Annotated in this window: 13 protein-coding genes; 7 read left to right on the top strand and 6 right to left on the bottom strand. The window is 60.9% G+C overall.

Annotated elements, in window-relative coordinates; all coding sequences use genetic code 11:
• The 3 genes from AB4Z11_RS09795 to dnaA form a co-directional block, all read right to left on the bottom strand.
• Positions 1–376, bottom strand: a 376-nt coding sequence (locus tag AB4Z11_RS09795) for an ATP-binding protein (protein WP_442024873.1), incomplete at its 3' end; no start/stop codon positions are given.
• A gap of 84 nt (positions 377–460) precedes the next feature.
• Positions 461–1,567: a DNA polymerase III subunit beta gene (gene dnaN, locus AB4Z11_RS09790; protein ID WP_442024871.1), complete on the bottom strand. Its 1,107-nt coding sequence runs from the start codon at positions 1,565–1,567 to the stop codon at positions 461–463.
• A gap of 109 nt (positions 1,568–1,676) precedes the next feature.
• A complete protein-coding gene (gene dnaA / locus AB4Z11_RS09785) occupies positions 1,677–3,068 on the bottom strand; it encodes a chromosomal replication initiator protein DnaA (protein WP_442024869.1) in 1,392 nt (463 codons plus the stop codon).
• A gap of 390 nt (positions 3,069–3,458) precedes the next feature.
• Between dnaA and rpmH the strand changes: the two genes are divergently transcribed.
• The 6 genes from rpmH to AB4Z11_RS09755 all read left to right on the top strand — a co-directional run bounded on the left by rpmH (position 3,459) and on the right by AB4Z11_RS09755 (position 8,013).
• The gene (gene rpmH / locus AB4Z11_RS09780) at positions 3,459–3,596 is read left to right on the top strand and encodes a 50S ribosomal protein L34 (protein ID WP_078035393.1); all 138 of its coding nucleotides are present in this window, start codon (positions 3,459–3,461) and stop codon (positions 3,594–3,596) included.
• A 23-nt stretch (positions 3,597–3,619) separates the two neighbouring features.
• Entirely contained in the window at positions 3,620–4,021 is a 402-nt protein-coding gene (rnpA, locus tag AB4Z11_RS09775) for a ribonuclease P protein component (protein ID WP_442024866.1), read from the top strand.
• Positions 4,018–4,272 (top strand): membrane protein insertion efficiency factor YidD, encoded by a 255-nt coding sequence (yidD, locus tag AB4Z11_RS09770; protein ID WP_442024864.1) that lies wholly within the window; start codon positions 4,018–4,020, stop codon positions 4,270–4,272. Before rnpA ends, yidD begins: the two co-directional genes overlap by 4 nt.
• Positions 4,273–4,281: 9 nt before the next feature.
• The gene (gene yidC, locus AB4Z11_RS09765; RefSeq protein ID WP_442024862.1) at positions 4,282–5,982 is read left to right on the top strand and encodes a membrane protein insertase YidC; all 1,701 of its coding nucleotides are present in this window, start codon (positions 4,282–4,284) and stop codon (positions 5,980–5,982) included.
• Positions 5,983–6,125: 143 nt separating this feature from the next.
• Entirely contained in the window at positions 6,126–7,505 is a 1,380-nt protein-coding gene (mnmE, locus tag AB4Z11_RS09760) for a tRNA uridine-5-carboxymethylaminomethyl(34) synthesis GTPase MnmE (protein ID WP_442024860.1), read from the top strand.
• Positions 7,506–7,821: 316 nt separating this feature from the next.
• Positions 7,822–8,013 (top strand): hypothetical protein, encoded by a 192-nt coding sequence (locus AB4Z11_RS09755; RefSeq protein WP_442024858.1) that lies wholly within the window; start codon positions 7,822–7,824, stop codon positions 8,011–8,013.
• A gap of 4 nt (positions 8,014–8,017) precedes the next feature.
• Here the strand turns inward: AB4Z11_RS09755 and AB4Z11_RS09750 are convergent, their stop codons facing one another.
• On the bottom strand, positions 8,018–8,611 hold the full coding sequence (locus AB4Z11_RS09750) for an Hpt domain-containing protein (protein WP_442024856.1): 594 nt from the start codon (positions 8,609–8,611) through the stop codon (positions 8,018–8,020).
• Between the two features lie 49 nt (positions 8,612–8,660).
• A complete protein-coding gene (locus tag AB4Z11_RS09745) occupies positions 8,661–9,617 on the bottom strand; it encodes a CAP domain-containing protein (protein WP_442024854.1) in 957 nt (318 codons plus the stop codon).
• A gap of 148 nt (positions 9,618–9,765) precedes the next feature.
• On the opposite strand from AB4Z11_RS09745, the gene pssA reads away from it, so the two are divergent.
• The gene (pssA, locus tag AB4Z11_RS09740) at positions 9,766–10,536 is read left to right on the top strand and encodes a CDP-diacylglycerol--serine O-phosphatidyltransferase (protein ID WP_442024852.1); all 771 of its coding nucleotides are present in this window, start codon (positions 9,766–9,768) and stop codon (positions 10,534–10,536) included.
• Here pssA and AB4Z11_RS09735 read toward each other — a convergent pair.
• Positions 10,533–11,289, bottom strand: a 757-nt coding sequence (locus AB4Z11_RS09735; protein ID WP_442024850.1) for an aldo/keto reductase, incomplete at its 5' end; no start/stop codon positions are given. The genes pssA and AB4Z11_RS09735 overlap by 4 nt on opposite strands.

The raw sequence follows: 11,289 nt of genomic DNA, 5'->3' as shown, positions 1-11,289 counted from the left end.
ACACCTTGTAGGCGTTCTGGTCGAACTTGCCGCCGGCGTGCAGCTCGGTCAGCACGATTTCAGCGGCGGAGCGCTTCGGTTCGTGCTTGTCGTCCATCTTCAGGCCGACCGGAATGCCGCGGCCGTTGTCGGTGATGGAGATGGAGTTGTCGCTGTGGATGGTGACGTGGATTTCCGAGCAGTAGCCCGCCAGCGCTTCGTCGATCGAGTTGTCCAGCACTTCAAACACCAGGTGGTGCAGGCCGGTGCCGTCCGAGGTGTCACCGATGTACATGCCGGGGCGCTTGCGCACCGCTTCCAGACCTTCCAGGATCTGGATCGAGGAGGCGCCGTATTCTTCAGACTTGTTCGGTTGTTCGTTATGGCTTTCGGACATTGACACTGCTTTCTCAATTAACGATGTTACTGGTCTGCTGCGGCGGATCGGATGATCCGCCCTACGCTGCACTACGGATCTTTGTTAGATCCGCATTGGCATGACGACGTATTTGAAGTCCTGGTTTTCCGGGATCGAGATCAGGGCGGAGCTGTTGCTGTCGCCGAGGGCTACGTTGACCTGGTCGCACTTGAGGTTGTTCAGCACGTCCAGCAGGTAGGTGACGTTGAAGCCGATGTCGATGTTGTCGCCACCATAGTCGATTTCCAGTTCTTCCACCGCTTCTTCCTGGTCGGCGTTGGTGGAGGAAATCTTCAGCGAGCCGGGGCTGATGATGCAGCGCACGCCTTTGAATTTATCGCTGGTCATGATCGCGGCGCGCTGCAGGGAGCGCAGCAGTTCGTCGCGGCTGATCGTGAAGTTATTGGTGTAGCCCTTCGGGATCACGCGGGTGTAGTCGGGGAACTTGCCTTCGACCAGCTTGGAGATCAGTTCGATGTCGGCGAATTGCAGCTTGACCTGGCTGGCGGCGATGTCCAGTTTCACGGCGTCGTCGGATTCTTCCAACAGGCGCTGCAGTTCGATGATGGTCTTGCGCGGGATGATCACTTCCTGGCGCTCGAAAGCCTGTTCGGTTTCCACCTGGCAGAAGGCCAGACGGTGGCCGTCGGTCGCCACGGCGATGACGTTTTTGCCGTCCAGGACAAGCAGCAGGCCGTTCAGGTAGTAGCGGATGTCCTGCTGGGCCATCGAGAAGTGCACCATGTTGAACAGGTGCTTCAGGGTCTTTTGCGGCAGTTCGAACGAGGCGTTGAAGCTGTCGGCCTGCTGCACGGTCGGGAACTCTTCCGCGGCCAGGGTTTGCAGGGCGAAGCGCGACTTGCCGCTCTGGACGGTCAGGCGCTTGTTGGCCAGGGTGATGGATACGTCGCCCGCTTCCGGCAGGGCGCGCAGGATGTCCAGCAGCTTGCGCGCGGCCACGGTGGTGCCGGTGACGTCGGCACCCGAGCCGATGTCAGCGTGCGTGGTRATCTGCACTTCCGTGTCGGTGGACAGGAACGAGACGCTTTCGCCTTCCTTGCGGATGAGGATATTGGCCAGAATCGGCATAGTGTGCCGACGCTCGACAATACCGCTCACGATCTGCAGTGGCCGGAGAAGGGTATCTCGGGTGGTTTTGACCAGTTGCATAAATGTCCTCAAAAAAGTTAGTACGATTTAAATCTTGCTAGCCCAGCAGTATAGCAATTTGCTTACAACCCAAGGCTAAAACCAGGTGTCAGCCACGATGTGGCTGACACTAGCCTTTCAAGGTTTGTTCCAGAACGTGCAACTCGTGATTGCACTCCGGGTTTTTGGTGCGGTCCATGGCGATCTTGCGCACGGCGTGCAGCACGGTCGTGTGGTCGCGGCCACCGAACAGTTCGCCGATCTCCGGCAGCGATTTCTGGGTCAGCTCTTTCGCGAGATACATGGCGATCTGGCGCGGACGGGCGATGTTGGCCGGACGGCGCTTGGAATACATATCGGCCACCTTGATGTTGAAGAAGTCGGCCACGGTCTTCTGGATGTTTTCCACAGAAATCTGGCGGTTCTGAACGGACAGCAGATCCTTCAGCGCTTCCTTCACGATATCGATGGTGATGTCCTTGCCGTGGAAACGCGAGTAGGCCAGGATCTTGCGCAGCGCGCCTTCCAGCTCGCGCACGTTGGAGCGCAGGTGCTTGGCGACGAAGAAGGCCACGTCGTCGTTCAGGGTCACGCCTTCCGACTTGGCTTTCTTCAGCAGAATCGCCACGCGCATTTCCAGCTCGGGCGGTTCGATCGCCACGGTCAGGCCGGAGTCGAAGCGGGAGATCAGGCGGTCATCCATGCCGGTGATCTCTTTCGGATAGGTATCCGAGGTGATGATGATCTGCTTCTTGGCCGCGATCAGGGCTTCGAACGCATAGAAGAACTCTTCCTGGGTACGCGATTTGCCACCGAAGAATTGAATATCGTCGATCAGCAGCATGTCCAGCGAGTGATAGTAATGCTTGAAGTCGTCGAAACCCTTGCGCTGGTAAGCGGTCACCACGTCGCGCACATACTGCTCGGCGTGGATGTAGCGGATGCGGGCGCCCGGCTGGTCGGCCATCACCTGGTTGCCGATGGCATGGATCAAGTGGGTCTTACCCAGGCCCACGCCGCCATAGAAGAACAGCGGGTTGTAGGACACGCCAGGGTTGTTGGCCACCTGGATCGCTGCAGCGCGCGCCAGCTGGTTGGCCTTACCGGTSACGAAGYTKTCGAAGGTCAGGTCGGGGTTGATGCGGCTCTGTTCGCGGCCTTTCGGGTTGGCGTACTCGGCAGCGGCGGTCGGCGCAGCGGCCTGGGCAGGCGCTTCCGGACGCGAATCGCCCAGCGGACCGGCCACCACAGCCGGCGCGGCCGGCTTCTTGACCGCGTTCAGGCGCGGGTCGAGCACGAACTGCACCTCGATCGGCGTTTCCCAATACTGGCAGGCCAGGGCCGTAATACGGCTGGCAAACTGGGTCTTCACCCAGTCCAGCTTGAAACGGTTGGGCGCGGCAACACGCAGCTTGTTGTTCTCGAAATCGAGAGGCACAAGCGGCTTAATCCAGGCCATGAATTGTTGCGGCGTCAGCTCAAGCTCCAACTGGGCGGAGCAGGTCTGCCAGAAATTTTCCATGAATCTTCTATCTGCAAAAGGTGTGGGAGGGCGTTCTAATCGCCACACGTAACGCGCTATTCTAACCTCGACCGGGCAAGTTATCCACAGGTTAACCACGAAATTTTGCACGGTTGTGCAATTGAAAACCCGATGCAGATTCTGGTGGCAGGCACGGCGTGCCTGCCACCGGCTTTTCGGCCGTTGGTTGACAAGGTACACCAAAATGCTGATAATTCAGGGTTCCCCGCCCGTACTCCGTGATTTTTCAGTTTACGATGCGCGGATGAAGCGGGCGATGAGATTGGCCAGCTTGTGCCGAGGTGTTGGCATAAGTGCGCGAAATGTCATTGGCACCAATATTTACCGGGACACGCCTGTCCCGATTCTGTATTTTTAAGCGAGACCAACATGAAACGTACTTACCAACCTTCCGTTGTGCGTCGCAAGCGCACCCACGGTTTCCGCGCACGTATGGCTACCCGTGGCGGCCGTCAAGTCCTGAACGCACGCCGTGCAAAGGGCCGCAAGCGTCTGGCTGTTGTATAAGTCATCTGCTTGTTGCTGATCGCGTGGAAAGCTGCAACAACAGCTCGACAGGCGAGGGACAACACGACTTCGCACGCGCTCGGCGCATCGTAAAAACGGATGAATTTTCATCCGTTTTTCGTTTGCGCCCCGCTCAAAAAAGTGCGCACTTCGTGCTTTATACCCGCCAGAATCAGCTGCCCCATGCGCGGCTGGGCGTTGTCGTTGCCAAAAAGTTTGCACCCCGCGCGGTCACCCGCAACACGATCAAGCGCGTCACCCGCGAAGCCTTCCGCGTCGCCGGGCTGCCTGCCATTGACTGCGTGGTGCGCCTGGCGCGCCCCGTCAATAAAAAGGACGGTCCGGCCACCACCACCAGCCTGAAAGCAGCGCTGCGGGTGGAAATCACGCGCCTGTTCGCTTCGCAGAATCGTCCCGCGCGATGAAAGCCCTGCTGACCGCGCTGCTGCGCTTCTACCAGATCGCCATCAGCCCGATGATGGGGCCGCGCTGCCGTTTTTATCCCTCCTGCTCCAATTACGCCATCGAGGCCCTGCAATTGCATGGCGCCGCGAAAGGCAGCTGGCTGACCGCGCGCCGAGTGTGCCGCTGCCATCCCTGGAACGCAGGCGGCGTCGATCCGGTGCCCCCCAAGAACACTTCTCCTACAACCGCTTGCGGTTGCAACCACTCCTGACTGTACCCAATGGATATCAATAAACGCACCATCCTGTGGATCGTCTTCGCCGTATCGCTGGTCATGCTTTGGAACGACTGGATGGTATCGACTGGCCGTCCATCCATGTTTGGTCCGGCCCCGGCCAAGACGGTCGCTGCTCCGGCCAAACCTGCTACCGCCGGCGTGCCGACGGCATCGGCCACGGCTGCCGCCCCGGCCGCTGCGGCACCGGGCGCTGACGCCAGCGCTGCCGTCCCGGCACCGATCAAGACGGAAGTTGTCACCATTACCACGGACGTGCTGCGTGTCGACATCGACACACTGGGCGGCCAGATCAAGCGCCTGGAACTGCTGAAGTACAAGGACGCCTTCGACGAAGGCAAGAACCAGGTCCTGTTCAAGCAGGACGGCAAGAACACCTACCTGGGCCAGTCCGGTCTGGTGGGCGCGCCTGGCCTGCCGAACCACACCACGCCGTTCGTGGCCAAAGCTGGTCCACGCATGCTGAACGACGCCAACCAGGTGCAGCTGATTCTGGAAGCCGATCAGGGTGGCGTAAAGCTGACCAAGACCTTCACCTTCAAGCGCGGCGACTACGTGGTCGACGTGCGTCACGACGTGACCAACACCGGCAGCGCGCCGATCACGCCGGAGCTGTACCTGCAGCTGGTCCACGACGGCAACAAGCCGGAGGGCTCATCCTGGTTCAACTCCAGCTTCACCGGCCCGACCATGTACACGCCGGAAGCCAAGTACGAGAAGCTGACCTTCGACAAGATCGAGAAGGAAGACAAGCACCAGAAGGAAAACCCAGGCAAGCCGTTCCAGCCTGACCACGCGACCAAGGCCGATGGCGGCTGGATCGCCATCTCGCAGCACTTCTTCGTGTCCGCCTTCGTCCCGCAGGACAAGCTGGCGCGCGAAATCCTGACCAAGAAGGAAGGCGACAACCTGTACTCCATCGGCGTTCTGCAGCCGCTGGGCACCCTGGCGCCTGGCGCCACGATTTCGAACGACGCCAAGCTGTACTCCGGTCCGCAGGATGAAAAGGCGATGGCCGCAGTGAGCCCTGGTCTGGAACTGGTGAAGGACTACGGCAAGCTGGCCATCGTCGCCAACCCGATCTGGTGGGTGATCGAGAAGCTGCACGGCATGATTGGCAACTGGGGCTGGACCATCATCGCCTTCACCGTGCTGATCAAGCTGCTGTTCTTCCCGCTGTCCGCAGCGAGCTTCCGCAGCATGGCCCGCATGAAGGTCGTGACGCCGAAGATGAACGCCATCCGCGAGCGCCACAAAGGCGACCCGCAGAAGATGAACCAGGCCATGATGGAGCTGTACAAGACCGAGAAGATCAACCCGCTGGGCGGCTGCCTGCCGATCCTGGTGCAGATGCCGGTGTTTATCGCCCTGTACTGGGTGCTGAATGCGTCGGTCGAAATGCGCGGTGCGCCGTGGGCCTTGTGGATTCACGACCTGACCAAGCCCGACCCGTACTTCGTGCTGCCGGTGCTGTACGCGATTTCGATGTTCATCACCACCAAGCTGAACCCGCAGCCGGCCGATCCGGCACAGGCGAAGATGATGCTGTTCATGCCGCTGGCGTTCTCGGTGATGTTCTTCTTCTTCCCGTCCGGCCTGGTGCTGTACTGGGTGGTGAACAACGTGCTGTCGATTACGCAACAGTGGGTCATCACCAAGAAACTCAACCCGGCGCCTGCCAATTAAGGCTCGCTGGGCTGTTGCAGAAAAACCCGTGCCTCGTCGCACGGGTTTTTTTTTGAAAACCCACAGCAGAAGAGCAGGTGCCTGCCACATCGTGGCAGGCACCAGGGTTACGCCTGTGGTTTTAATACTTTAGAATCTGAGCCATGAATCTGGACTCCTCCCCCATCGCCGCCATCGCTACCGCACCGGGACGCGGCGGCATCGGCGTCGTGCGTGCCTCCGGCAAAAACCTGAAGGGCCTGGCCGCCGCGCTGTTCGGCGAGGCCGCGCTGAAGCCGCGCCACGCGACCTATATCCCGTTCACCAATGCGGACGGCAGCATCATCGACCAGGGCATCGCGGTCTACTTCAAAGGCCCGCATTCCTACACCGGCGAAGACGTGCTGGAGCTGCAGGGCCACGGCGGTCCGATCGTGCTGCAGATGCTGCTGCAGCGCGTGCTGGAAGCAGGCCATGACTCCGGCCTGCGTCTGGCGGAACCGGGCGAATTCACGCGCCGGGCTTATATGAACGACAAGCTCGATCTGGCGCAGGCCGAAGCGGTGGCCGACCTGATCGACGCATCGACCGAAGCGGCGGCCAAATCGGCGTCGGCTTCGCTGTCCGGCGCCTTCTCGAAAACGATTCACGAACTGGTGGAACGCGTGACCCATCTGCGCATGCTGGTGGAAGCGACGCTGGACTTCCCGGAAGAGGAAATCGACTTCCTCGAAAAATCCGATGCGCGCGGCCAGTTGAAAGGCATCGTCGAAGCACTGGACCACGTGTTCCGCCAGGCTTCGCAAGGCGCGCTGCTGCGCGAAGGCTTGAACGTGGTGCTGGTGGGGCAGCCGAAYGTKGGCAAGTCSTCRCTGCTKAACGCMCTGGCSGGCGCMGACGTGGCCATCGTCACGCCGATYGCSGGYACCACGCGCGACARGGTGAGCGAGACGATCCAGATCGAAGGCATCCCGCTGAACATTATCGACACCGCCGGCATCCGCTCGCACGATGAAGCGGTGGACGTGGTGGAGCGCATCGGCATTGAGCGCACCTGGGGCGAAGTGGGCAAGGCGGATGTGATCCTGCATATGCTGGACGCCGACCTGGGGCCGACGCGCGCCGACGAAACCATCGTGGCCGGTTTCCCGGAAGGCGTGCCGGTGCTGCGTATCTGGAACAAGATTGACCTGTCCGGCCACAAGCCATCGGTGGACCGCATGGAAGATGCGACGCACATCTATCTGTCGGCGCACGAGAACATCGGCATGGACCTGCTGCGCGCCGAACTGCTGCACATCGCGGGCTGGCAGCAGACGGGTGAATCGCTGTATCTCGCACGCGAGCGCCACCTGATCGCGCTGAAGAACGCCGCGCGCCATCTGGACCTGGCGGGCCAGCATGCGGCGCAGACCGATCAATCGCTCGATCTCTTCGCCGAAGAACTTCGGCTGGCGCAGACACAGCTTTCCACCATCACCGGCGCCTTCAGCTCGGACGACCTGCTCGGCGTCATCTTCTCCCGTTTCTGCATCGGCAAATAGATCTGGGGTCAGGCACTAAATGCGACATGAGCTCGCCTTGCAAGCGAACTGATGTCGCATTTAGTGCCTGACCCCAAAGCCGCTATCAGGCGGCGGTTTGTCATTTAAAAAAATTCTCTCCCTCTCTGCCAAACGCTAGTGTTGGTTTTGTGTGCGTTGGCGCACGATGGGCTCGCCATCATGCTGATTTAATCCTGCTATTATTTGTTCAGGCAAAACGAAACTTTGCCCGCGGAATACCGGCGACGTTGATGTCGCTCATGGCCGCTGCGGTAAGGTGCASTAAGCTGAGTCAGTGTCTGTAAGGGGGAACACCGTGGAACCGAGACAAGACGAACCGCCAAGCCAGAGCGCCTTGCCCGCGTCATCAACGCCGGCAAGCAAACGCCAGTCGCTGCCGCCGAAAGGCTCGTGCTGGTATTGCGAGAAACCGCTCGATAGCGTGCGGCGCTTCTGCGGCAAGGAATGCGCCGACTCCTTCGACGAAGAAGCCGAATATACGCGCTGAGGCGTCAGCGCGCCGAGTACAGCGCGTCCAGCGCCGTCTCGAAATCGAATGCGTGTGCGGCGGCTGCCACCGCCTCGTAGGCCTTCACTCCCAGCGCAGCGGCCAATACGCCGGCCCGCTGCTCCACCAGATCGATTGCCGCGCCATCTCCTTCATTCAGCAGGAAAGCCAGCTTGTGCAGCAGTTCGTGCAGATTTTCCGTTGTGTCTTCTGCATCGGCGGATTCTTCCTGTTCCGGCAGGTCGGGCAGTACGCGTTCGATGGCGACGCCCAGGCGCTTGAGTGCATCGCCGAGGAAGGGCAGCAGGGAATGGGTTTCGGTGCCGGCAGCGATGGCGTTCTCCAGCAGCACCGTCAGGTCGTGCACCTGTTGCGCGCCAATCAGGCCGGCCGATCCTTTGAGCAGGTGGGCCTCGCGTTGTGCCTGCAGCCGTTCGCCAGCGTGCAGCATCTGCGTCATGCGCTGCACCACGTCCAGATGATCGCGCTGAAAACGCTGCAGGATCTCGCGGTACAGCGCGCGTTTGCCCATCAGGCGGCCCAGGCCGTCTTCGGTATCAAGGCAGCGGCGAATGGGGGCGTCTGGAACTTTGCTCATGAGGAACACGATAGCAGAGCGCCCTGAAACGGGTCCAGAGTTTGCTGGCCTATTTCGTCGTAAACGACCAGTTACGCGACACTGGAACCGAATCCACCGTGCCGCTAAAGCTCACATCGTAGGTGGTCCCCGACTGCAGCGTTGACAAGGGAATAATGGCCGCCGCCGAGGTGGGCGTTTCCGCATCGGTGGCACGCGACAGCAGGCGCGTTGTCATATTGCTTCCACCGCGCGGATGCACGGTGAACGTGGTCACCGAGATCTGCGCCGAGATATCGGCATGCACACTGATTGGATAGCCGACCTGGTTCTGGTTCGGCACCGGGTCCGGCGACTCGTTATCGCTGTTGAAGGTAGTGGGCACGGCCGTCTGGCCATCGGCCGGGTAGTTGACGACCTTGCCATGCCCCACGCCCGCGCCGTAGCCATTGCTGGTTGCAAGGTCGGCGGTGAAGTAGGTGTAGTTATTGTTGCCGGTCGCGGCGCCTGCCCCCATCTCGCGGAACACCGGCTCGAACACCACGAAGCGGTGGTAGATGGCGGCGATCAGTTCCTCCGCGTGATAGACCCCGCTGCGGTCCGATGCCGCGGAGATCACCTCGCCGTAGGCATACGGCAGTGTCAGCGTATAGCCGGCGGCCGCAAAGCGGTCGCTGAGGGCCGCGCCCGTGAATCCGGGATTGCCCGCCGTCTGGTTGTGCACCACCGTGTTATTCAGGCGCAAATAATTCGAGTGGCCCACCGCGGCCGCATCGATGCGGCTGTTGCGCGTGAGCTGGGACAGGCCAATCTGTGCGCGACGATAGTTGAACCAATTGAAACCGTCCGTTGCCGTATCGCCCGTCATGGCGGGCGCGCCGGGCTGGTCGGTCGGCGTCGGCGTGGTGGGGGTGGTGGGCGTCGCAACGCCGATGTCGCTGCCGCTGCTGGTGGACCCGCCGCCTCCACCGCAGGCCGTCAGCAAGGCGGCCAGAAGCCAGGCCGGAAGCAGGAGTTTCGAACGCATGACGGTACTCCGAAAGAGCTGCCGGGCAGACCCGGCCATGCTTTGATTCTATGCCACTTTCCCGGCGGACGCGGTTCCGTTACTCTCAGTTACGTTTGCTACGACGAGGTAAAATAGGCCACATTCTTTTTCATAATCATTGCCAAATTTGAACTCCCTTCGTCAACAGCGCCTGCAGCGCGCGAAGTTCGCCTTGCCCAGCTCGGTCACCTTGCTGTCGATCGCCTGTGGCTTCGCCAGCATCGTGATCTCGGTCGACAACGCCTATATCGGCTATGCGCAGGACTATCGCCTGGCGGCCTTCCTGCTGGTCCTGGCGGGCATCTTCGATGCGCTGGACGGCTTCGTCGCGCGCGCCACCGGCACCAGTTCCGAATTCGGCGTGCAGCTCGATTCCATCGCCGACGTGATGAACTTCGGCTGTGCGCCCGCCGTGCTGCTGTACTGCTATGGCTTCGTGCAAATCGGCCCGTCCGATCCGACCCTGCTGCGGGCAGGCGGCATCGCGGCCTTCTTCTTTGTTGCTTGCGGTGCGCTGCGCCTGGCGCGCTTCAATGTGAACGTGGGACACACCGATCCGAAATTCTTTGTCGGCATGCCGATTACCGCCGGCGCGGCCTGTGTGGYGTCGGTGGTGGTGGCATGGCCGGATTATCCGGACACCAGGCTGCATGCCTATCTGGTGGTGGGCCTGCTGTTCGCCGTGGGCAGCCTGATGGTGTCGACCATCCGCTTCCCCAGCTCCAAGCAGAAGAAAAGCACCGCCGCATTGATCGTGCTGGCGGTGAATGTGGGATTGCTGATCTGGCTGAAGGCCAATTACTTTGTGCTGTTCTTCCTGCTGTACATCTGCGGCACGCTGCTGCTGAACATCGGCTGGCGCAGCGGCTGGCGCGGCATCGCGCCACCGAAAGATTAAGCGACTTCGTGGCCGCGGGCGGCGCGCAGGATCTCAAACCACTGCGCGCGGCTTAGCTTGAATTTGGTCGCTTCGACGGCGACCTTGATGCCGTCGAGGCGTCCGGTGCCGGTCAGCGGCACAGGCCTGGACGGCAGCTGCATGATCCACGCGAATACCACGCTGGCAAACGGCTTGCCCAGTTCGTCCGCAATTTCCTTGATCTTCAGGCGCAGGCGCTCGCTGGAAGCATCGCCTTCGCTGAACAGGCGTCCGCCTGCCAGCGGCGACCAGATCATCGGGCGGATGCCCTTGTCCTGCAGGCCGTCAAAAGTTTCGTCCCACATTGGCGCCAGGTGCAGCGGCGAGAACTCCACCTGATTGGTCACCAGCGCGATGCGCTTGTGCAGCGTATCGAACTGGTGGCGCGAGAAGTTCGATACGCCGAACTCGCGCACCTTGCCTTCGCTGCGCAGGGTTTCGAAGACATGCGCCACCTCATCGAAATCCATTAGCGGATCGGGACGATGAATCAGCAGCAGGTCCAGATGGTCCGTGCGCAGTTCCTTCAATGAGTTTTCGACCGAAGCGCGGATGTGCGCCGCGCTCGTGTCGTAATGCTGGATGGTGTGCGCCGGACGGCGCGARGAAACCAGCTTGATCCCGCACTTGCTCACCAGCTGAATCTTGTCGCGCAGCGAAGGCTTGAGCGAGAGCGCTTCGCCGAACAGGCCTTCCACGCCATAGCCGCCATAGATGTCCGCATGATCGAAG

Source organism: Pseudoduganella sp. RAF53_2 (genome assembly GCF_052113985.1).
In the GTDB taxonomy this organism is placed as follows: domain Bacteria; phylum Pseudomonadota; class Gammaproteobacteria; order Burkholderiales; family Burkholderiaceae_D; genus Rugamonas.
This window is presented reverse-complemented; position numbering and strand designations above follow the sequence as displayed.